This is a genomic window from Streptomyces sp. NPDC046379 (assembly GCF_055587785.1).
In genome coordinates this window covers 226247-248102 of the sequence record NZ_JBVJFP010000006.1, presented here as the reverse complement: position 1 = coordinate 248102, position 21856 = coordinate 226247, and the positions used below count along the sequence as shown (strand labels likewise).

Annotated in this window: 15 protein-coding genes and 1 tRNA gene; 7 read left to right on the top strand and 9 right to left on the bottom strand. The window is 70.2% G+C overall.

All coding sequences use genetic code 11. The features are described 5' to 3' along the window. Positions 1–39: 39 nt before the first annotated feature. On the top strand, positions 40–1398 hold the full coding sequence (locus tag ACZ6KF_RS13760; protein WP_356636899.1) for a pyridoxal phosphate-dependent decarboxylase family protein: 1359 nt from the start codon (positions 40–42) through the stop codon (positions 1396–1398). Beyond that, positions 1395–2822 carry a lysine N(6)-hydroxylase/L-ornithine N(5)-oxygenase family protein gene (locus ACZ6KF_RS13755; RefSeq protein ID WP_356636901.1) on the top strand — a complete coding sequence of 476 codons (1428 nt, stop codon included), beginning with the start codon at positions 1395–1397 and terminating at the stop codon, positions 2820–2822. Before ACZ6KF_RS13760 ends, ACZ6KF_RS13755 begins: the two co-directional genes overlap by 4 nt. Positions 2823–2849: 27 nt before the next feature. On the opposite strand, the gene ACZ6KF_RS13750 is transcribed toward ACZ6KF_RS13755, so the two are convergent. Beyond that, the gene (locus tag ACZ6KF_RS13750; protein WP_356636904.1) at positions 2850–4676 is read right to left on the bottom strand and encodes a bifunctional metallophosphatase/5'-nucleotidase; all 1827 of its coding nucleotides are present in this window, start codon (positions 4674–4676) and stop codon (positions 2850–2852) included. 251 nt (positions 4677–4927) lie between these two features. Here ACZ6KF_RS13750 and pyk point away from each other — a divergent pair, with 251 nt between their 5' ends. Further along, positions 4928–6355 carry a pyruvate kinase gene (gene pyk / locus ACZ6KF_RS13745; protein ID WP_356636906.1) on the top strand — a complete coding sequence of 476 codons (1428 nt, stop codon included), beginning with the start codon at positions 4928–4930 and terminating at the stop codon, positions 6353–6355. 29 nt (positions 6356–6384) lie between these two features. Here the strand turns inward: pyk and ACZ6KF_RS13740 are convergent. Further along, positions 6385–6457 (bottom strand) — tRNA-Leu (locus ACZ6KF_RS13740). A gap of 105 nt (positions 6458–6562) precedes the next feature. On the opposite strand from ACZ6KF_RS13740, the gene ACZ6KF_RS13735 reads away from it, so the two are divergent. The 3 genes from ACZ6KF_RS13735 (at position 6563) to ACZ6KF_RS13725 (ending at position 8761) form a co-directional block, all read left to right on the top strand. Beyond that, on the top strand, positions 6563–7219 hold the full coding sequence (locus ACZ6KF_RS13735) for an ANTAR domain-containing response regulator (protein WP_356636908.1): 657 nt from the start codon (positions 6563–6565) through the stop codon (positions 7217–7219). 122 nt (positions 7220–7341) lie between these two features. Next, on the top strand, positions 7342–7851 hold the full coding sequence (locus ACZ6KF_RS13730; RefSeq protein ID WP_469238501.1) for a peptidase inhibitor family I36 protein: 510 nt from the start codon (positions 7342–7344) through the stop codon (positions 7849–7851). Between the two features lie 145 nt (positions 7852–7996). Then, positions 7997–8761, top strand: coding sequence for a hypothetical protein (locus ACZ6KF_RS13725; RefSeq protein ID WP_469174155.1), 765 nt, complete (start codon positions 7997–7999; stop codon positions 8759–8761). An 86-nt stretch (positions 8762–8847) separates the two neighbouring features. Here ACZ6KF_RS13725 and ACZ6KF_RS13720 read toward each other — a convergent pair whose 3' ends face one another. From ACZ6KF_RS13720 to ACZ6KF_RS13690, 7 genes are all read right to left on the bottom strand, one after another. Beyond that, positions 8848–9564, bottom strand: coding sequence for an ABC transporter ATP-binding protein (locus ACZ6KF_RS13720; protein WP_469158158.1), 717 nt, complete (start codon positions 9562–9564; stop codon positions 8848–8850). Further along, the gene (locus ACZ6KF_RS13715; RefSeq protein WP_469158159.1) at positions 9561–10421 is read right to left on the bottom strand and encodes an ABC transporter ATP-binding protein; all 861 of its coding nucleotides are present in this window, start codon (positions 10419–10421) and stop codon (positions 9561–9563) included. Before ACZ6KF_RS13715 ends, ACZ6KF_RS13720 begins: the two co-directional genes overlap by 4 nt. 5 nt (positions 10422–10426) lie before the next feature. Next, positions 10427–12265: a branched-chain amino acid ABC transporter permease gene (locus ACZ6KF_RS13710; RefSeq protein ID WP_469238500.1), complete on the bottom strand. Its 1839-nt coding sequence runs from the start codon at positions 12263–12265 to the stop codon at positions 10427–10429. A 5-nt stretch (positions 12266–12270) separates the two neighbouring features. Further along, complete coding sequence (locus ACZ6KF_RS13705) at positions 12271–13200, bottom strand: branched-chain amino acid ABC transporter permease (RefSeq protein ID WP_469158161.1); 930 nt, start codon at positions 13198–13200, stop codon at positions 12271–12273. Positions 13201–13316: 116 nt separating this feature from the next. After that, on the bottom strand, positions 13317–14549 hold the full coding sequence (locus ACZ6KF_RS13700; protein ID WP_469158162.1) for a branched-chain amino acid ABC transporter substrate-binding protein: 1233 nt from the start codon (positions 14547–14549) through the stop codon (positions 13317–13319). Between the two features lie 1350 nt (positions 14550–15899). After that, on the bottom strand, positions 15900–16391 hold the full coding sequence (locus ACZ6KF_RS13695; RefSeq protein ID WP_469158163.1) for a PaaI family thioesterase: 492 nt from the start codon (positions 16389–16391) through the stop codon (positions 15900–15902). 44 nt (positions 16392–16435) lie between these two features. Continuing rightward, positions 16436–18718 (bottom strand): FdhF/YdeP family oxidoreductase, encoded by a 2283-nt coding sequence (locus tag ACZ6KF_RS13690; protein ID WP_469174151.1) that lies wholly within the window; start codon positions 18716–18718, stop codon positions 16436–16438. A 281-nt stretch (positions 18719–18999) separates the two neighbouring features. Here ACZ6KF_RS13690 and polA point away from each other — a divergent pair, with 281 nt between their 5' ends. After that, entirely contained in the window at positions 19000–21726 is a 2727-nt protein-coding gene (gene polA / locus ACZ6KF_RS13685) for a DNA polymerase I (protein WP_356636927.1), read from the top strand. Positions 21727–21856: the final 130 nt, after the last annotated feature.

Genomic DNA, 21856 nt, shown 5'->3' with positions numbered 1-21856 from the left:
GCTGGGTGCTCCCGGCCCACGCCCGCCCCGGAGGACCCCGTGCGCATCCCGCCCCTCGCGTCAGGACCCCAAGGCGCCGACGCGCTGCGGCCGTTGCTCGCCACCGTCCTCGACGCCCTGGACGCCGGAGCCCGCGCCCGCGGCGGCCCACTGCCCTCCGGCGGACCCGAGGCCGTCGCCGCCCGGATGCGGGAGGCGCTCGGCGACGTCCTGCCCGAGGACGGCGACCCCGACGCCCTGCGCCGCATCGTCCACGCCCTCGCCGCCGGCGCCGCCGACCCCGCGCACCCCCTGTGCGCCGCCCATCTGCACTGCCCGCCCCTCGCCGTCGCCACCGCCGCCGACCTCGCCGCGAGCGCCCTCAACCCGTCCCTCGACTCCTGGGACCAGGCCCCTTCCGCCGCCGCCCTCGAAGCCCTGGTCACCCGCGCCCTCGCCGCCGAGACGGGCGCCGCCGACTGCCTCGTCACCACCGGCGGCACCGAGTCCAACCTCCTCGCCCTGCTCCTCGCCCGCGAGGCGCACGGTCCCGCGGTGCGGCTCGTGCACGGAGCCAACGCCCACCATTCCCTGCCCCGCGCCGCCTGGCTTCTCGGCCTGCCCCGCCCCGTCGCCCTCCCCACCCCCGGCGGCACCCTGGACCCCGACTCCCTCGGCACGGCCCTCGCCGCCCTCCCCGGTCCCGTCCTCGTCGCCGCCACCGCCGGCACCACCGACGCCGGGCTCATCGACCCCCTCCCCGAGATCGCCGCCCACTGCCACGCCCACGGCGCCCGCCTGCACGTCGACGCCGCCTACGGGGGAGGACTCCTGTTCAGCGCCCGGCGCCGCAACCTCCTCGCCGGCCTCGACGCCGCCCACACCGTCACCCTCGACCTGCACAAACTGGGCTGGCAGCCCGTCGCCGCCGGACTCCTCGCCGTCGCCCGCGCCGACGACCTCGCCGCCCTGCGCCAGCGCGCCGACTACCTCAACGCCGACGACGACACCGAGGCCGGCCTCCCCGACCTGCTCGGCCGCTCCCTGCGCACCACCCGGCGGCCCGACGTCCTCAAGACCGCCGTCACCCTCAAGACCCTCGGCCGCCGGGGCTTGGGCGCCCTCGTCGACCAGGTCTGCGACCACGCCCAACACCTCGCCGACCTCGTCGCCGCCGGCCCCGGTCTCGAACTCCACGCCCGGCCCACCCTCAGCACCGTCCTCTTCCGGCCCGCCCACGCCGACGACACCACGGTCGCCGCGATCCGCCGGCGCCTCCTGCACACCGGCGACGCCGTCCTCGGCCGCGCCCGCGCCGACGGCCGCCTCTGGCTCAAGGCCACCCTCCTCAACCCCCACACCCGGCCCCCGGACCTGGCCGCCCTGCTCACGCTCGTGGAAGGAACCAGCCCTCGATGAACCAGCCCTCGGCGACCCACCCGACGTCCCAGCCCTCGGCGACCCACCCCCCGACGACCCAGCCCCCCACCCCCCGCGACCTCGTCGGCATCGGCATCGGCCCCCTCAACCTCTCCCTCGCCGCCCTCGCGCACCCCCTCACCCACCTCGACACCGTCTTCTACGAACAGCGCCCCGCCTTCCACTGGCACCCCGGCCAGCTCGTCGACGGCACCACCCTCCAGGTCCCGTTCCTCGCCGACCTCGTCACCCTCGCCGACCCCACCAGCCCCTGGACCTTCCTCAACCACCTCAGACACCGCGACCGGCTCTTCCCCTTCTACTTCGCCGAGCGCTTCCACGTGCCCCGCGCCGAATACGACGCCTACTGCCGCTGGGTCGCCGAGAGCCTGCCCGCACTCCACTTCGGCCACCGCGTCGACGCCGTCCGCTGGAACCCCCGCCGCGAACTCTTCGAGGTCGACCACACCCGCCTCGGCCCCACCGGCGAAGCCGAGTCCACCGGCCGCACCCGCGCCCGCAACATCGCCCTCGCCCTCGGCACCGCACCCCACGTCCCCGAACCCCTGCGGCACCTCGCCACCGCCCCCGACGGACCGCCCGTGCTGCACGCCACCGACTACCTCCACCACCGCGACGCCGTGCTCGCCGCCGGGCACGTCACGGTCGTCGGCTCCGGACAGTCGGGCGCCGAGATCTTCCTGGACCTGCTCCGCCACCGCCCCGCCGGCCGCGAACGCCTCCACTGGATCGGCCGCACCCCCGCCTTCGCCCCCATGGAGTACTCCAAGCTCGGCCTGGAGCACTTCACCCCCGACTACGCCCGCTACTTCCACGCCCTCGCCGAACCCGTCCGCGACCGCCTCGCCACCACCCAGTGGCAGCTCCACAAGGGCGTCGACGCCGGCACCCTCGCCGCCATCCACGACGAGCTGTACGCGCGGACCCTGCACGGCGACTGGCCCGACGCCGTCCTCACCCCCGGCGTGCGCGTCCTCGGCGCGGCCCGCACGACCGCCGCCCGGATCGAACTCCACCTCGAACACATCGAACAGCGCACCCGCACCCGGCTCACCACCGACGCCGTCGTCCTCGCCACCGGCCACCGTGAACGCCCCCTCGAACACCTCCTCGCCCCCCTCGCTCCCCACCTCCGCCGCGACGACGCCGGTCGCCCCCGCGTCGACGAGGACTTCCGCCTCGACCTCGACCCGACGGTCACGGGCAGCGTCTTCGTGCAGAACGCCGGCCTGCACACCCACGGCGTCGGCGCCCCCGACCTCGGCCTCGCCGCCTGGCGCGGCGCCCACATCCTCAACACCCTCACCGGCAAGGAGACGTACCCCCTGCCCCGGCGCACCGCCTTCACCACCTTCGGCCTGGAACGGCAGCAGCCTCACACCCCGCCCACGGACGGAGTGTGAGGCTGCTGCCGGGCCGGCGGGCGCGGATCAGAACACCGGCGTGCCCTCACGCGTCAGCCGCCAGTCCACCGACGCGAAGTCCTTCGGGTCCAGCACACCCTTCGCCGTCACCCACTCCGCGATCCGCGTGCGGATCTCCGTCGACTCCGACCACAGCTCCTGCGCCGACGCGACATGCGGGAACGCGCCGCCGCCGTTGGCCCGGTAATTGTTCACCGCGAACACGAACCGCTGCGCGTCGTCCAGCGGAGCGCCCGCGTACGCCAGGTTCCTGATCCGCGAACCGGCCGGCCGCGCGATGTCGATGTCGTAGGTCAGCCCCGACACGTAGTCGTAGTTGTAGTCCGGCCGGCCGCCCGCGTTGGTCAGCCTCGCCACGTCGACCTCCGCGCCCGCCGGGGTCTGCACGAAGTACTCCGCCGAGTACTCCAGGTACGCCCGCACCTGCGCGCCCGTCATCACCTTGGCGACCAGGGTGTTGTCGTACACGTACAGGCTCGACAGGTCCCGGATCGTCACCTCGCCCGCCGGGATCTCGGACGTCCGCGAGAACGGCGACGCCTGCGCCAGCACCGGCAGCGACGCGTACTCGGTGCCCGCCAGCGCGGCCCTGACCACGTCCTCCTGCACCTTGGTGATCAGGTCGATGATCGGGGCGTCCTTGTAGCGGGCGTCCACCGTCGTCAGCGTCTCGGTCGCGGTGCCCACGACCTGGTTGACGTAGTCCACGACCGCCGCGTGCTCGTCGTCCAGCAGCCGGGCGATCTCCGGGTCGTCCGCCACCGTGTTCGAGTTGCGCAGCGACGCCTTGACCGACTCCACCTGCCAACGGCCCTTGGAGAACACCAGCTCGAAGTCGAACAGCGTCAGCCGCTCCGCGTAGCACAGCGGTTCCGACAGCACGACGGTCCTGCCGGTCTCCTCGTTCGTGACCAGCAACTCCTCGATCTCCGTGTGCGCGTGACCGACCAGGATCGCGTCGATCCCCGGCACCTGCCGCGCCACGTTCGCCGCCGCGTTCTCCACGTACGGCAGCTGGTCACCGTAGGACGACGTGCCGGACGAGCCGCTGTGCGCCGACACGACCACCACGTCCGCGCCCATCGACCGCAGCTTCGGCACCCACTTCGCCGCCTGCTCCTCCAGCCCCGGGAACACCAGCTTGCCCTGCACGTACGCCTTGTCCCAGATCGCGATGCCCGGGTTCGTCAGCCCCAGCACCGCCACCTTCACCGGCGGCGCCCCCGGCACCCGGAACGTCTTCATGAAGTACGGCGGGAAGGCCGGCCGCAGCGTCTTCGCGTCCACCGCGTTCGCCCCGAGCAGCGGGAAGTCGCACTGCTCCTCGAACTTGCGCAGCGTTTCGAGGCCGTAGTTGAACTCGTGGTTGCCGAGCGCCACGGCGTCGTACCCGATGGCGTTCATCGCCTGCGCCATCGGGTGCACCGGACCGCCCTCGGCGGTGATCGGGTCGACCTTGGCGAAGTAGTACGTCAGCGGCGTGCCCTGGATGGTGTCGCCCGCGTCCAGCAGCAGCGTGTTGCGGGCGCCCTTCTCCTCTCGCACCTGCTTCACCAGCGTGGCGATCCGCGCCAGGCCCTTGGCGTTGCCCTTCGCGTCGGAGTACTCGGCGTCCTTGAAGTAGTCCCAGTTGAAGACGTTGCCGTGCAGGTCGGTCGTGCCCATGACGGTGAAGGAGTACCGCTTGGCCGGCTTGGGGCGCCTGTCCGCCGTCTCGGCGGCCTCCGCGGCCGACGCCGCCACCGTGCCGGCGATCGCGGCCGCCGCCCCGGTGGCGGCGGACTTCTTCAGGAACTTCCGGCGGTTCAGGCGGTTCGGGCGGTTCAACGGCATGTCGTGCTCTCTCCTCCAACAGTCACCACGCGCGTGGATAACGCGCGTAGATTCTGACCCGCGCATGACGTACGGGAACAGGTCCGCCACGTTGCGATCCGGTGACCGAAGCCGTGGACACGGCGGGCCGACCTGCTCATCGGAGCGGGCTACCGCACATCCAGTATTTGTCAACACCCCTTCACGCAAAGGTTGTTGAGTGGTCATGCCGGGCCAATTCTCTACTGGCCGGTAAGCCCTAGGCTCGAAACATGCGCCGAGCGAAGATCGTTTGTACTCTGGGTCCCGCCACCGACTCCTACGACCAGATCAAGGCACTGGTCGAAGCCGGAATGGACGTCGCACGCCTCAACCTCAGCCACGGCAGCCACGCCGAACACGAGGACCGCTACCGGCGCGTGCGCAAGGCCGCCGACGAGGCCGGCCGCAGCGTCGGCATCCTCGCCGACCTCCAGGGCCCCAAGATCCGCCTCGGCCGCTTCACCGAGGGCCCCGTCCTCCTCGAACGCGGCGACACCTTCACCATCACCGTCGAGGACGGCGTCGGCGGCGACCGCGACATCTGCGGCACCACCTACAAGGGCCTCGCCGGCGACGTCAGCCCCGGCGAACGCATCCTCGTGGACGACGGCCGGGTCACCCTCGAAGTCACCGAGGTCGACGGCCCCCGCGTCCGCACGACCGTCGTCGAAGGCGGCATGGTCTCCGACCACAAGGGCCTCAACCTCCCCGGCGTCGCCGTCTCCGTCCCCGCCCTCTCCGACAAGGACGAGGCCGACCTGCGCTGGGCGCTGCGCGCCGGCTGCGACGTCATCGCCCTCTCCTTCGTGCGCAGCGGACGCGACATCGAGGATGTCCACCGCATCATGGACGAGGAGGGCCGCCGCCTCCCCGTGATCGCCAAGGTGGAGAAGCCGCAGGCCGTCGACAACATCGAGGACATCGTCGCCGCCTTCGACGGCATCATGGTCGCCCGCGGCGACCTCGGCGTCGAAATGCCCCTGGAGCAGGTGCCGATCGTCCAGAAGCGCGCCGTCAAGCTCGCCCGGCGCAACGCCAAGCCGGTGATCGTCGCCACCCAGATGCTCGACTCGATGATCGAGAACTCCCGCCCCACCCGCGCCGAGGCCTCCGACGTCGCCAACGCCGTCCTCGACGGCACCGACGCGGTGATGCTCTCCGGCGAGACCAGCGTCGGCAAGTACGCCATCCAGACCGTGCGCACGATGGCCAAGATCGTCGAGGCGGCCGAGCAGGACCTCCTCGCCAAGGGACTGCCCCCGCTGACCGAGCACAACAAGCCCCGCACCCAGGGCGGCGCCGTCGCCCGCGCCGCCGCCGAGATGGGCGACTTCCTCGGCGCCCGCTTCCTCGTCGCCTTCACCCAGTCCGGCGACACGGCCCGCCGCCTGTCCCGCTACCGCTCCCCGATCCCCCTGCTCGCCTTCACCCCCGACCCGGCGACCCGCTCGCAGCTCAGCCTGACCTGGGGCGTGGAGACGTTCCTCGGCCCGCACGTGGACTCGACGGACGCGATGGTCGACCAGGTGGACGAACTGCTGACCAAGTACGGCCGCTGCGAGCCGGGCGACACGGTGGTCATCACGGCGGGCTCCCCGCCCGGGATGTCGGGCACGACGAACCTGGTGCACGTGCACCACATCGGGGAGAAGCGCTGAGTTTGGTGACCTTGAAAAAGAAGGAAAAGTACCCCGGGTCGGATTCGAACCGACGCTGGATGGTGTTTGAGACCATTGCCTCTACCGCTGGGCTACCGGGGCTTCCTTTGAAATGAAGGTCAGCGGTCACCCGCCGTGCCCCCACTTTACCGCAGCTGGGTACGCTCTTGGGAGCAGTACCGGCCTGCCTCGCACCAAGGAGCCCACGTGACCGCCCCCGAGTCGCCCCAGCCCGTAGACGCGCCCGACGACGACAAGTCTCACGTGCCGCCGCTGACGACCCGCGTCGTCATCGCCGAGGACGAGGCGCTGATCCGGCTCGACCTCAAGGAGATGCTGGAGGAAGAGGGCTACACGGTCGTCGGCGAGGCCGGTGACGGCGAGCAGGCCGTGGAACTGGCCCGGGAGCACCGGCCGGACCTGGTGATCCTCGACGTGAAGATGCCGAAGCTGGACGGCATCTCCGCGGCCGAGAAGATCGCCGAGGAGTCGATCGCCCCGGTGCTGATGCTGACCGCGTTCTCGCAGCGGGACCTCGTGGAGCGGGCGCGGGACGCCGGTGCGATGGCGTACCTGGTGAAGCCGTTCAGCAAGAGCGACGTCGTGCCGGCGATCGAGATGGCCGTCTCCCGGTACACGCAGCTCAAGGAGCTGGAGAAGGAGGTCGCCGACCTCTCCCAGCGACTGGAGACGCGCAAGCTGGTGGACCGGGCCAAGTCGATCCTGCAGACGGAGTACGGCCTGACGGAGCCGGCGGCGTTCCGCTGGATCCAGAAGACGTCGATGGACCGCAGGATGTCGATGCAGCAGGTCGCGGAGGCGGTCATCCAGGACGCGGCGGAGAAGAAGGCGGAGAAGGGCTGAGGGGCGGCGGCGTGCTCCCGGGAGGGATGGGCGCAATGCTCCCCATATGCCCCTCCCGCAGCAAGTTGCATGCGTCAGGAAATCCAATTCCCGTATGAATCTCGTGTGGTTCAATCGTGGGGTTGCGTGACGGTGAGATGTCGCGCCGCGTCATCCGCCGCTATCCCACCAAGGGGATTCTCATGGGTAAGCGCCGCAAGGTCGCCGCGTTAGGCCTGACTGCCGCCGGCACGATGGGCTTGGTGCTCGGGTCTGCCCCGCAGTCGCAGGCATACGCCTCGGTGAGTTGTCCCACCTACGAGACGTACTGCATGAACTTCTACTACAACAGTGGGCTTTCCGGATCGTTCACTGTGTTCGTGGGGTTCGATCACTACAGTCTGAACGACTACAAGTTCCTGACCACCGGTAGTGGAAAAGGTCTGTACGTCAAGAACAATGCTGCTTCCGCGGTGAACAACTCCCGCTATGACCTGAACATCTACTTCAACAGCGGCTTGGCGGGCGCTTGCGACTCCATTCCGCCGTTCGGTGACACGAACTCCGGTCCCAACGACCGTCTGGTGAACACGTACAACAACAACGCATCCTTCGGTTATGGCCGGTACAACGGCAACTGCTACAAGTTCTGATTCCGTGCGGAGCCTGGCACCGGTCTGCGTGACGCTGGCCGCTCTCCTGCTCGGCTGTTCCTCGGGCAGCGGTACGGACGAGGGTGCTGGCCCTGGCGGGGCGGCACGGAGTCCCGCTCCCTCCGCTGCCGCTCCCGAGCGACCGGTGACGTTCGCCGACCGGCTGCCTCTCGCCCGTTACAGCTACACCGCGACCCAGAACAGTGTCATCGAGTCGGCGCAGCATGTGCTCACTCGGCGCTGTATGCGCGCGTACGGGTTCACGTACGAGCCACCCGAGCCGGCTGGGGGCGTGGTGGAGTCCGCCGACCGCCGTTACGGCCTGTCGAGTGGGGACGAGGCGGCGCGATTCGGCTATCACCCGAACCGTAATGCCTTCTCCGAGGAGCGGCTCGACCTTTCGGAGGACGCTCTACGGGTGTTCTACGGAAAGCGGGGCGCGATAAGCGGTGAAAAGATCGTGCACAACGGCCTCGTAGTTCCGGACAAGGGTTGTTTCGGCCAGTCGGTGGCGGAATTGTCGGAGCGCTACGACGATCCGGACGGTGCGGCGATTGCCAGCCGTATCGCCACCGAGAGCTATGCAGCATCCTTGGCCGATCCGTCGGTGAAGGAAGGATTCCGTGAGTGGTCCGCCTGTATGCGGAAGTCCGGTTTCCGGTATGGCTCGCCGATGGACCCGCTGAACGGTTCGGAGTTCCAGGGGGGCACGATTACCGAGGGTGAGAAGAGGGCGGCGGTTGCGGATGTGCGGTGCAAGGAGGAGACCGGTCTGCTCGACGTCTGGTTCGCAGCGGAGTCGACGATTCAGAAGTCGGCGATTGCGAAGAATCGCAAGGCCTTGGAAGCGCTGAGAACGGCCCATCGGGAGAAGGCGGAGGCAGCACGTCGCATTGTCGCGGACGGCTAGACCGTTTGTCGTTTCGAGGTGAAAGACGAAAGGTTGTGGCCCTGCCGCAGGACGGCAGGGCCACAACCTTTTGTACGGAAGGGCGGTCAGTCCTCGCCGAGGTAGGCCTTGCGGACCGACTCGTCGTGGAGGAGGTCCTGGCCCGTGCCGGACAGGACGATCTTGCCGACCTCCATGACGTGCCCGTGGTCGGCGAGTGAGAGCGCCGCCTGGGCGTTCTGCTCGATGAGCAGGATGGTGGTGCCCTGGGACTTGAGTTCCTGAATGGTCGCCATGATCTTCTGCATCATGATGGGCGACAGTCCCATGGAGGGCTCGTCGAGCATGAGCAGCTTGGGCTGGGACATCAGGGCGCGGCCCATGGCGAGCATCTGCTGTTCGCCGCCGGAGAGGGTGCCCGCGGCCTGCTTCCGGCGTTCCCCGAGGATGGGGAAGAGGTCGTAGGCGCGCTGGATGTCCTTCTCGATGCCTTCCTTGTCGTTGCGCAGGTAGGCGCCGAGGCGGAGGTTGTCCTCGATGGTCATCCGGGGGAAGATGTGCCGCCCCTCGGGTGAGTGGGCGAGGCCCAGGGAGACGACCTTGTGGGCGGGGATCTTCCTCAACGACCTGCCCTCGAACCGGATGTCGCCGGAGACCGGCTGAAGCAGTCCGGAGAGGGTGCGCAGGGTGGTGGTCTTCCCGGCGCCGTTGGTGCCGATGAGGGTGACGACCTCGCCGGCGTCGACCTTGAACGAGATGCCCTTGACGGCCTCGATCTTGCCGTAGGCGACTCGGAGGTCCTCGACTTCGAGGAGCGCGGTCACTTGTCGTCCCCTTCCGTGGTGCTGTGCGCCTCGGCGGCTTCGACCTCGGCGACCTCCTCGCCGCCGGGGGCGCCCTCGAAGGGGGTGCCGAGGTAGGCGGCGATGACGCGTTCGTCGGCCTGGACCACTTCGGCGGGGCCTTCGACGATCTTCTCGCCCTGGACGAGCACGGCGACCCGGTCGCAGAGGTTCATGATGAACCGGATGTCGTGCTCGATGACGAGGACGGCGATGCCCTTGTCGCGGATGGCGAAGATGAGTTCCTCGGCGGCGCGAGTCTCCTGCGGGTTCATGCCGGCCGTGGGCTCGTCGAGGAGGAGCAGGCCCGGGTCGCTCGCCAGTGCCCGGGCGATCTCCAGCTTGCGCTGTTCGCCGTAGGGCAGGTTGCGGGCGAGGTGGTTGGCCTTGGCGGCCAGGCCGGTGAACTCGAGGAATTCCATGGCCCGGGCGTGGGACTCCTGCTCGGCCCGCTTGAAGGAGGGCAGTCGCAGCAGTGCGGACCACAGGCCCTCCTTGGTCCGGGTGTGCCGGCCGACGAGCACGTTCTCCAGGACGGTCATGTTGGCGAAGAGCCGGATGTTCTGGAAGGTGCGGGCGATGCCGGCCTGGGTGACCAGGTGGGGCTTGGGCGGCAGGACGGTGCCCTTGTAGGCGACCTTGCCCTCGGTGGGCACGTACAGGCCGGTGAGGCAGTTGAAGAAGGTCGTCTTGCCGGCGCCGTTGGGCCCGATGAGTCCGACGATCTCGCCGCTGTTGACGGTGAGGTCGACGCCGCGCACGGCGGTGAGGCCGCCGAAGCGCATGGTGACGCCGCTGGCGTCGAGGACCGTTGTGGTGGTGGGTGCGGTGGTGGTCATGGCGGTCACGCCCCTGCCTTGGTGACGCCGGTCGCGGCTGCGGGCAGTGGCTTGTCCTCCGGTACGTCGAGCTGTCCGGTTTCGTGGAATTCGAGCTGCTTCCTGCGGTCGGCGACGAGGCCTTCGGGGCGGATGCGCATGAGGAGCATCAGCGCGACGCCGAAGAGCAGCAGCTGGTACTCCGCCATGAACTGCAGCTTGGCCGGGATGAGGTAGAGCAGCGCGGCGCCGATCAGCGGGCCGCTGATGGTGCCCATTCCGCCGAGGATGACGGCGGCGAGCAGGAAGGCGGAGTTCGGCGGGACGGAGCCGGCGAACTGGTACTGCTCGGGGGTGACGCTGTAGGACACGTGCGCCTGGACCGTGCCGGCGAGGCCGGCGAGGGAGGCGCCGAGGGCGAAGGCGAGGAGCTTGAGACGGAAGCCGTTGATGCCCATGGCGGTGGCGGCCGTCTCGTCCTCGCGGATGGCGACCCACGCGCGGCCGATGCGGGACTCCGCCGAGCGGCGGAAGACCATGACGACGATCGCGGTGAACAGCAGCATCAGCAGGTAGTAGTTGCCGGACCGGGTCAGCTCGTGGCCCAGGACGTTGTGCGGCAGTCCGAGGTTGAACCCGAAGAACTCCAGGTCCGGGATGTTGGGAATGCCGTTGGAGCCGTTGGTGACGTCCGGTCCGCTGTTGCCGTTGAGGTTGTTCACGGTGATGCGGAAGATCTCACCGAACCCGAGCGTCACGATGGCGAGGTAGTCGCCGCGCAGCCGGAGGGTGGGAGCGCCGATGACCACGCCGAAGATCAGCGAGGCGGCGGCGCCGGTGAGGACGGCGGCCCAGAAGGGGAACTGAACGCCGCCGATGGTCGACTGGGGGGAGCCGGAGACCAGGGCGGCGGCGTAGGCGCCGACGCCGAGGAAGGCGACGTAACCGAGGTCGAGGAGGCCGGCGAGGCCGACGACGACGTTCAGTCCCAGGGCGACCGTGGCGAAGATCAGGATGTTGGCGCCGATGAGGGCGAACTGATCGTTGCTCTGGGTGAAGGGGAAGCAGATCGCCGCGGCGAACGCCGCCGTGAGGGTGACGTTGCGGTGCTTGGCGGTGAGTGCGGACAGCCGCTTGAGGAGGCCCGCGCGGTGCACGGCGACGAAACCGAAGCCCGCGATGATCAGGAAGCCGATGAACAGCTCGGAGTACTCGGTGCCGATGCCGTATGCGAAGGCGTACATGCCGACGCCGAAGCCCGCGGCGATGATGAGGATCTCGGCCCAGGAGGGGAGTTCCTTGGCGCGGGACGGTTCGGGCGCCGTGAGGGCGTGACGGAACCGGTCCCAGACGCTGTCGGTGTCCTGGGGGTCGCGGGGCAGGTCGGCGGGGAGGCCGAGGGCGCCGATCACGGCGACGAGGGCGCCGATGCCGGAGAGCCAGGCGCCGGGCTCGAGGTTCACCACGCCGCCGAGCTCGTAGCTGATGGCGCCGATGGCGTAGCCCGTGGTGCCGAGGACGCCGAGGGAGGCGAGGAGGACGGGGCTGTTGGTGCCGCCGGGGGTGAGCCAGCCCAGACCGCGGATGCCGTAGCCGGAGAGGGCGAACAGCAGGGTCAGTACGGCGCCGACGAGGGTGAGGACCTGGAGGCCGCCGGGGTAGCCGGTGACGGTGAGGTTGCCCGGGAACTCGTCGGTCCACGTCCAGGCGAGGAAGGTGCCGGCGAGGGCGAGGACGGAGCCGCCGACCGTCACCGCGCGCGCCGCGGTGGGCGGCAGGGGGACGACCGTGGTGGCCGGGGCGGCCGTGGTGGCGGACACGCTGGAGGTGTCGGTGGTCTTGTCCATGGGAGTTTCGGTGGTCATGCGTATCACGCCCGATCCGCGACGCGTTCGCCGAGCAGGCCCTGGGGCCTGATCAGGAGGACGAGGATGAGCAGGCTGAACGCCCAGACATCCTTCCAGGCGCCGCCGCCGAAGAGTTCCATGCCGGGGATCTCGGCGATGTAGCCGGTGGCGAGGGACTCGGCTACACCGAGGACCAGGCCGCCGAGCATGGCGCCGTAGATGTTGCCGATGCCGCCGAGTACGGCGGCCGTGAAGGCCTTGAGGCCCATCAGGAAGCCCATCCGGAAGCCGACCTGGCCGTTCTTGAGGCCGTAGGCGACGGCGGCGATGGCGGCGAACGCGGCACCGATGGCGAAGGCCATGACGATGATGCGGTCGGTGTTGACGCCCATCAGTTTGGCGGTGTCGGGGTCCTGGGCAGTGGCCTGCATGCCGCGGCCGGAGCGCGTCTTGTTGACGAACAGGCCGAGGGCGACCATGCACAGGGGAGCGGCGATGAGGACGAAGAGGTCGCCGCGCTGGATGTTGGCGCCGAGCACGTCGATGGGGCCGCCTTCGAACTGCGGGAAGGAGCGGTCCTTCTTGGCGTCCGGGTACCACATCCACACGGCCTGCTGGAGGACGAGGGACAGGCCGATGGCGGTGATCAGGGGTGCCAGGCGTGGTGCGGTGCGCAGCGGCCGGTAGGCGAACCGTTCCGCGGCGGTGGCGACCGCGACCGCGACGATGATGCCGCCGATGATCATCAGCGGGACGGCGGCGCCGAGGGCGAAGCCGTCGGGGAGTACCAACCAGACGGTGAGGGCCCCGAAGCCCCCGACCATGAAGATCTCGCCGTGGGCGAAGTTGATGAGCTGGACGATGCCGTAGACCATCGTGTAGCCGATCGCGATGAGTCCGTACATCGCGCCGAGGATGAGTCCATTGGCCAGCTGTTGCGGCAGTTCGTTCACCGCAGGGCCTCCGTGGGAGTGGTTCGGATATGGCGCCGCGCGGGAGCGCTGATGGGCGCTCCCGCGCGGCCTGGATCAATGTGTGAGGTGGGGGAGTGCTCTTACTCGTCCTCTGCTCAGCCCAGCTTGGCCTGACCGCTGTAGACCGGCGCCCACTCGTTGTTCTTGATCTCGTACGCGGTCATGGTGTGGTTGGTGGTGTCGCCGAACTCGTCGAAGGAGATCGGACCGGTGACGCCGTCGAACTTGATCTTGCTCATCGCGTCCAGGACCGCCTTGCGGCCGTCGGACGGGAGCTCCCCGTCGTTGCCCTCGACCGCGAGCTTGACGGCCTCGATGATGGACCAGGTGGCGTCGTAGGTGAGACCGCCGTAGACCTGGTACGGGTCCTTGTAGCCCGCCGCCTCGTAGTCCGCGATGAACTTCTTGGCGGACTCGAGCTGCTCCACGGGCTCGCCGACGGAGGTGCCGAGGTCGCCTTCGGCCTTCTTGTTCAGCTCGGGGTAGTCGGTGGAGACAATGCCGTCGCCGCCCATGAGCGGGATGTTCTGGCCGCTGTCCTTGAGCTGCTGGCTCAGGGGGGCGGCGGCCGGGTACTCACCGCCGTAGTACAGGGCCTCGGCACCGGTCTTCTTGATCTTGGCCACGACGGAGTTGAAGTCGCGGTCGTCGGGGTTGACGTGGTCCTCGCCGACGATCTTGCCGCCGAGCTTGGTGAAGTTCGTCTTGAAGGAAGCGGCCAGGCCGGCGCCGTAGGTCTTCTGGTCGTCGATCAGGTAGACCTTCTTCTTGCCGGCCTTGGTGAAGAGGTACTCGGCGGCGAAGGCGCCCTGGATCTCGTCCGTGGTGGCCGTACGGAAGAACGTCTTGAACTGGCGGACCGAGTTTCCGGTCTTCCAGCCGTCGCCCTGGGTCAGCTCGGTGCCGGTGTTGGCCGGGGAGACCTGGACGAGGCCGGCGTCGTTGAGCGGCTTCTGCATCTGCTGCGAAACGCTGGAGTTCAGCGGGCCGACGACGCCGAGCACGTCCTTGTTGCTGATGAACTTCTGTGCGTTCTGCTGGCCGACGGACGGCTGGGCCTGGTCGTCCAGGGCCTCGATCTTGAACTCGACGCCCTTGACGAACTCGTCCTTGTTGGCCGTGTTCGCGGCGAGTTCGGCGGAGTTCTTGATGCCGAGGCCGAGAGCGGAGAGGTCACCCGTGAGGGGGGCGTCGACGCCGATCACGACAGTGGTCTTGTCGCCCCCGCCGCCGCTGCTGCTGTTGTCGTCGCGCGAACCGCAGGCGGTGAGGGTGAGCGCTCCCGCCGCCAGCGCGGCGGTTATGGCGATGAGCGAACGTTGACGCACGATGAGTCCTTTCCATGGCGCGGCCCTTCCCCGTGGAAGAAGCCGAGTCGAGCGCTGGGGCCGAAGAACGCCCTTGGCGTCGATTCCGACGGCGCGGTGACTGGCGGTGACTCTAGGCGGGTGGAGGTTACGTGGAGGAGTGTCTGGCCAAGGCTGTGACGCTCTTGTTATGACACGACGTAATGCAGAGCGGTACTGAGCGGGTGGAAGTGCGGAATTCCGGCTGATTCGCCCTGTCCGTATGGTGAGACATGCAGGACGGGACCCGAGTTCTATCAGGAGTGTTCTTGATCTTTGGTGGTGTCGGATCCTGGGACGGGGTCGTTGCCGAGGGCTACTTGAAGGGCGCTTGAGGGGGCGCGGGCATAGTGCCCACCCCGGCGGAAACTGTGCGCCTCTATTGCGTGCGCATTACGCAGCGTTACGTTCAGGAAAGGGACTCCGGTGTTCCGCGGCGGTTTTCGGCAATCGGTCGCCCGCATGACGATGATCACCTTCTGTGGGATTCCCGTGATCGTCCGGAATGAGGGGCACGGAAACGGCGTCGGGGAATGACCGGTGTGCGGCTGATCGACGCGCGTCACGGCGGCGGGTGCCGGGCGGGAGGCGCCCGTGGCGGAGGCGGCGGCGAGTGCGCCGACGGCCGGGCCGGTCGGGGGCGGGTGGTGGTGCCGGGCGCACGGCCGCGTGAGGCGACCGCGCCTCGGCCGACCGGGCGGACGTGTCCCGTATGCGCCCGTGCTTCCGCCCGGCTCGGCGAGCTCTGGGCGGCTCAACTGCACGGCCCCTCGCCCGGATCGCCGTCGCGGTCTCGCGGGGTGCGGCGTCCGTGGGGCCGACGGGCGGTCAACTCGCCGTTGCCGTACGGACCTTGGCGCTTCCGCCGGGTGCCGGTGGCATCCACTGTGTCCGTCGGGATCGTGGACCGGATCGTGGACCGGCCCATCGAGCGGCGGTCGCCGCAGGCGTTCCGGTCGAGCATCTCGCGCGACCGGCGGGCGAGGGCAGGGTTCTTCGGGCGGGGCTGCGGACGGCGGCAGTGCCGGAGCGGCGGTGCGTACCGGGTTCCCGGTGCCCGCCGTGCTTCCGCCGTGTGTGCCGGGGTCGGCGCATGGGGTGGCCGGGGCGCCGAACGGCAGCACCGGCCCGAACGCCGCCCCCGGTTCGCGGGGCCCTGCCGTTGCCATACCCGGACGCTAAACGGCCCGGGCCCTTGGCGGCAACTTCCCGGTGCGCGAAGGGACTTGGGGCACGCTCGAAGCCGGCCCGGTCCACTGCGCCGGCGCCCCACGGGGTCCGCTCAGCCCGTGGCCCTGTCCGGCCCGCTCTGGCGGCGCCCCGCCCGCCTGCTCAGCCGGTGGCCGCGCCCGGCTGCTGCGCCTCGCCCGGGTTCGCGTCGCGCAGCAGGCAGGTCAGCCGGGCGGTGCAGACGCGGCGGCCCTGCTCGTCGCTGATCACGGTCTCGTACGTCGCCGTGGAGCGCCCCCGGTGCACCGGCGTCGCCACGCCGGTGACCATGCCCGAGCGCAGGCCCCGGTGGTGCGTGCAGTTCAGGTCGACGCCGACGGCGATCTTGGTGGAGCCGCCGTGCAGCATCGCGCCGACGGAGCCGAGGGTCTCGGCCAGCACGGCCGAGGCGCCGCCGTGCAGCAGGCCGTACGGCTGGGTGTTGCCCTCCACCGGCATGGTGGCGACGACGCGGTCCGCCGAGGCCTCCAGTATCTCGATGCCCATGCGCCGGCCCAGATCCCCGGCGGAGAACAGGGCGGGCAGGTCGATGCCGAGCGCCGCGTACTCGTCGATGACCTCTTGCGGGAACTTCACGGTGTGCTGCTCGCCCATGGGGCCCGGCTCCGTTTCGTCGGTCGCGCTGGCTGAGCGGTCGCTCAGTCGGCTGCCGATTGTTCCAGACGGACGACCACGGACTTGCTGGCCGGGGTGTTGCTCGTGTCGGCGGTCGCGTCCAGCGGCACCAGGACGTTGGTTTCCGGGTAGTAGGCGGCGGCGCAGCCCCGCGCGGTCGGGTAGTGGACGACCCGGAAGCCGGGCGCCCGCCGCTCCAGGCCGTCCCGCCACTCGCCGACCAGATCGACGTAGGACCCGTCCGCGACCTTCAGCTCGGCGGCGTCGGCCGGGTTCACCAGGACCACCCGGCGGCCGTTCCTGATGCCCCGGTAGCGGTCGTCGAGGCCGTAGATCGTGGTGTTGTACTGGTCGTGCGAGCGCAGCGTCTGGAGCAGCAGCCTGCCCGGGGGCAGCCGCGGGTACTCGACGGGGGCCGCGGTGAAGTTGGCCTTGCCGGTGGCGGTGGGGAAGCGGCGCTCGTCGCGCGGGGCGTGCGGCAGGACGAATCCGGCCGGGTCGGCCACGCGCGCATTGAAGTCCTCGAAACCGGGGATCACCCGCGCGATGCGATCCCGGATCGTCGCGTAGTCCCTCTCGAACTCCTCCCACGGGACGCGGCTCTTCCCGCCGAGCACCCGGCGGGCCAGCCGGCACACGATCGCCGGCTCGGACAGCAGGTACGGGCTCGCGGGCTCCAGACGGCCACGGGAGGCGTGCACCATGCCCATGGAGTCCTCGACGGTCACGAACTGCTCGCCGCCGCCCTGGACGTCGCGCTCGGTGCGGCCGAGGGTGGGCAGGATCAGGGCGCGCGCTCCGGTGACGACGTGGCTGCGGTTGAGCTTGGTCGACACGTGCACGGTCAGCCGGGCGCGCCGCATCGCCGCCTCGGTGACGTCCGTGTCGGGGGAGGCGGAGACGAAGTTGCCGCCCATCGCGAAGAACACCTTGGCCTGCCCGTCGCGCAGCGCGCGGATGGCGCGTACGACGTCGTAGCCGTGGCGGCGCGGGGGAGCGAAGCCGAACTCCTTCTCCAGGGCGTCCAGGAAGGCGGGCGCGGGCCGCTCGAAGATGCCCATCGTGCGGTCGCCCTGCACGTTGGAGTGGCCGCGCACCGGGCACACGCCCGCGCCGGGCCGGCCGATGTTGCCGCGCAGCAGCAGGAAGTTGACGATCTCGCGGATGGTCGGCACGGAGTGCTTGTGCTGGGTGAGGCCCATGGCCCAGCAGACGATGGTGCGCCGCGAGCCGAGGACCATCGCGAAGGCCTTCTCGACGTCCGCGCGGGTGAGGCCGGTCGCGGCGAGCGTCTCGTCCCAGTCGGCGTCCCGGGCGGCGTCGGCGAACTCCTCGTAGCCGTGGGTGTGGGCGCGGACGAACTCCTCGTCGACGGCTCCCTCGGTCTGGACGATCAGCTTGTTCAGCAGACGGAAGAGGGCCTGGTCGCCGCCGATGCGGATCTGCAGGAACAGATCGGTCAGTGCGGCCCCGCCGGCCACCAGCCCCTTGGCGGTCTGCGGGTTCTTGAAGCGCTCCAGGCCCGCTTCCGGCAGCGGGTTGACGCTGATGATCCGCGCACCGTTCGCCTTGGCCTGCTCCAGGGCGGTGAGCATGCGCGGATGGTTGGTGCCCGGGTTCTGCCCGGCGACGATGATCAGGTCCGCCTTGTGCAGGTCCTCCAGCAGGACGCTGCCCTTGCCGATGCCGATGGTCTCGGTCAGCGCCGAGCCCGACGACTCGTGGCACATGTTGGAGCAGTCGGGCAGGTTGTTGGTGCCCAGCTCGCGCGCGAACAGCTGGTAGAGGAACGCGGCCTCGTTGCTGGTGCGGCCCGAGGTGTAGAAGACGGCCTCGTCGGGGGAGCGGAGCGCGGCGATCTCCTCGGCGACGATGTCGAACGCCCGCTCCCAGGTGACCGGCTCGTAGTGTTCGCCGCCCTCGGGCAGGTACATGGGGTGCGTGAGACGGCCCTGCTGGCCGAGCCAGTAGCCGCTGCGGGTCGCGAGGTCGGCGACCGGGTGCGCGGCGAAGAACTCCGGGGTGACCCGGCGCACGGTGGCCTCCTCGGCGACCGCCTTCGCGCCGTTCTCGCAGAACTCCATCGTGTGCCGGTGTTCCGGCTCGGGCCAGGCGCAACCGGGACAGTCGAAGCCGTCCTTCTGGTTGACGCTGAGCAGCGTCAGCGCGGTGCGCTTGAGGCCCATCTGCTGCTGGGCGTGGCGCAGGCTGTGTCCGATGGCCGGCAGCCCGGCGGCCGCATGCCGAGGGCCCGCCACGTGCGGCGCGTCCTGCACGGGATCGCTCTTCGGCGGCTTCGAGGCCATCGCACGCTCTCCTTCGACTCGGCCGGGAGCAACCCGTCCACGGCTCCTCCTCCGATACTCGCACGCACCACCGACAATGCACCGGGGCCGACGTGCGGGGGCGAGGCCAATGGTCGCGCGGCGGCGGGGCAGGTGAGGAGGGGGACGGCCGGGCGCGGCTGACGGGCGTCGCGCCGCCGACGTGCGGCCCGCCGCCCGCGCGCGGTGCCCGCCGGCGGTGCCGCGGCAGTGGCGGGGGCGGTGGGGCGTCGTTGTCAGTGGGCCGTGGCAGGATCGGGGGCGTGGCAGAGACAGCATCGAAGAAGACCGACAGCAACCCCGGCGGCAGCCGTCCGCGGCTGATGCTCATGGACGGGCACTCGCTGGCCTACCGCGCGTTCTTCGCGCTGCCCGCGGAGAATTTCACGACCGCGACCGGCCAGCCGACGAACGCGATTTACGGCTTCGCGTCGATGCTGGCCAACACGCTCCGCGACGAGGCGCCCACGCACTTCGCGGTGGCCTTCGACGTGTCCCGCAGGACATGGCGCTCCGAGGAGTTCACCGAGTACAAGGCGAACCGCTCCAAGACCCCGGACGAGTTCAAGGGCCAGGTCGAACTGATCGGCGAGCTGCTCGACGCGATGCACGCGCAGCGTTTCGCCGTCGACGGCTACGAGGCGGACGACGTCATCGCCACCCTCGCCACCCAGGCCGAGGCCGAGGGTTTCGACGTGCTGATCGTCACGGGCGACCGCGATTCCTTCCAGCTGGTGAGCGACCACATCACGGTGCTCTATCCGACCAAGGGCGTCTCCGAGCTGACCCGGTTCACCCCGGAGAAGGTCGTGGAGAAGTACGGGCTGACGCCCGCGCAGTACCCCGACTTCGCCGCCCTGCGCGGAGACCCCTCCGACAACCTGCCGGGCATCCCCGGCGTCGGTGAGAAGACCGCCGCGAAGTGGATCAACCAGTTCGGTTCCTTCGCCGAGCTGGTCGAGCGGGTCGACGAGGTCAAGGGCAAGGCCGGGCAGAACCTGCGCGACCACCTGGAGGCGGTGAAGCTGAACCGCCGCCTCACCGAGCTGGAGCGCCACGTCGAGCTGCCGAAGACCGTCGCCGACCTGACCCGCGCCCCGTACGACCGCAAGGCCGTCGCCATGGTGCTGGACACCCTGGAGATCAGGAACCCCTCCCTGCGCGAGCGCCTCTTCGCCGTCGACCCCGGCGCCGAGGAGGCCGAGGTGACCCCGATCGCGGCGGACGGCGTCGAACTGGACGGCACGGTGCTCGCCACCGGCGAGGTCGCCGCCTGGCTCGCCGAGCACGGCACGGACGTCCTCGGCGTCGCCACCGTCGACACCTGGGCCCTGGGCGCCGGCTCGGTCGCCGAGATCGCCCTCGCCGCGCCCTCCGGAGCGGCGGCGTGGTTCGACCCGTCGCAGCTGGACGAGACCGACGAGGCCGCGTTCGCCGACTGGCTGGCCGACGCGGACCGGCCCAAGGTGTTCCACAACGCCAAGGGCGCCATGCGCGTCTTCGCCGAGCACGGCTGGAGCGTCGAGGGCGTCACCATGGACACCGCCCTGGCCGCCTACCTCGTCAAGCCGGGCCGCCGTTCCTTCGACCTGGACGCGCTGTCCATGGAGTACCTGCACCGCGAGCTGGCCCCCGCCGCCGCGGCCGACGGCCAGCTCGCCTTCGGCACGGACGACGGCGCCGAGGCCGAGGCGCTCATGATCCAGGCCCGCGCCATCCTCGACCTGGGCCAGGCATTCGAGGGCCGTCTGGAGGAGGTGGGCGCCGCCGACCTGCTGCGCGACATGGAGCTGCCGACCTCCGCGCTGCTCGCCCGCATGGAGCGGCACGGCATCGCCGCCGACCGGGCCCACCTGGAGGCCATGGAGCAGATGTTCGCCGGCGCGGTCCAGCAGGCGGTGAAGGAGGCGCACGCCGCGGCGGGCCACGAGTTCAACCTGGGCTCGCCCAAGCAGCTTCAGGAGGTGCTCTTCGGCGAGCTGGGCCTGCCGAAGACGAAGAAGACCAAGACCGGCTACACCACCGACGCCGACGCCCTGGCCTGGCTCGCCGCCCAGACGGACAACGAACTGCCGGTCATCATGCTCCGCCACCGGGAGCAGGCGAAGCTGCGCGTCACCGTCGAGGGCCTGATCAAGACGATCGCGACGGACGGACGGATCCACACCACCTTCAACCAGACGGTCGCCGCGACCGGCCGGCTGTCCTCCACCGACCCCAACCTGCAGAACATCCCCGTGCGCACCGACGAGGGCCGGGCCATCCGCCGCGGCTTCGTCGTCGGCGAGGGCTTCGAGTCGCTGCTGACCGCCGACTACAGCCAGATCGAGCTGCGGGTGATGGCCCACTTGTCGGAGGACGAAGGGCTGATCGAGGCGTTCACCTCCGGCGAGGACCTGCACACCACGGCCGCCTCACAGGTGTTCGGGGTCGCCCCGGCCGCGGTCGACGCGGAGATGCGCCGCAAGATCAAGGCCATGTCGTACGGCCTGGCGTACGGGCTGTCGGCGTTCGGCCTGTCCCAGCAGCTGAACATCGAGGCCGCGGAGGCGCGCGCCCTGATGGACGCGTACTTCGAGCGGTTCGGCGGCGTACGGGACTATCTGCGCCGGGCGGTCGACGAGGCCCGGGCGACGGGCTACACGGCGACCCTCTTCGGCCGCCGCCGCTATCTGCCCGACCTCAACAGCGACAACCGCCAGCGCCGGGAGGCGGCCGAGCGGATGGCCCTCAACGCGCCGATCCAGGGCACGGCGGCGGACATCGTGAAGATCGCCATGCTCAAGGTCGACCAGGCACTGCGCGCCGCGGACCTGAACTCGCGCATGCTGCTCCAGGTCCACGACGAAATCGTCCTGGAACTGGCCCCCGGTGAGCGCGAGGCGGTGGAGACCCTGGTCCGCCGCGAAATGGCGGGCGCCGTCCAGCTCAGGGCCCCCCTGGACGTCTCCGTGGGCGTCGGCCCGGACTGGGAGTCGGCGGCCCACTGACACCGTCCGCCGACCGCGTTGGGGGGGGGGGGGGGGGAGGGGGAGGGGGGGGGGGGAGAGGGGGGGGGGGGGGGGGGGGGGGGGGGGGGGGGGAGAAGAGAGAGGGGAGGGGGGGGGGGGGGGGGGGCCT

What these genes read in the sequence shown, in the direction of transcription:
- ACZ6KF_RS13755 (WP_356636901.1), top strand. Translation starts at nt 1,395, where the DNA reads ATGAACCAGCCCTCGGCGACCCACCCGACGTCCCAGCCCTCGGCGACC.
- ACZ6KF_RS13750 (WP_356636904.1), bottom strand. Translation starts at nt 4,676, where the DNA reads ATGCCGTTGAACCGCCCGAACCGCCTGAACCGCCGGAAGTTCCTGAAG.
- pyk (WP_356636906.1), top strand. Translation starts at nt 4,928, where the DNA reads ATGCGCCGAGCGAAGATCGTTTGTACTCTGGGTCCCGCCACCGACTCC.
- ACZ6KF_RS13715 (WP_469158159.1), bottom strand. Translation starts at nt 10,421, where the DNA reads ATGACCACCACCGCACCCACCACCACAACGGTCCTCGACGCCAGCGGC.
- ACZ6KF_RS13710 (WP_469238500.1), bottom strand. Translation starts at nt 12,265, where the DNA reads ATGACCACCGAAACTCCCATGGACAAGACCACCGACACCTCCAGCGTG.
- ACZ6KF_RS13695 (WP_469158163.1), bottom strand. Translation starts at nt 16,391, where the DNA reads ATGGGCGAGCAGCACACCGTGAAGTTCCCGCAAGAGGTCATCGACGAG.
- ACZ6KF_RS13690 (WP_469174151.1), bottom strand. Translation starts at nt 18,718, where the DNA reads ATGGCCTCGAAGCCGCCGAAGAGCGATCCCGTGCAGGACGCGCCGCAC.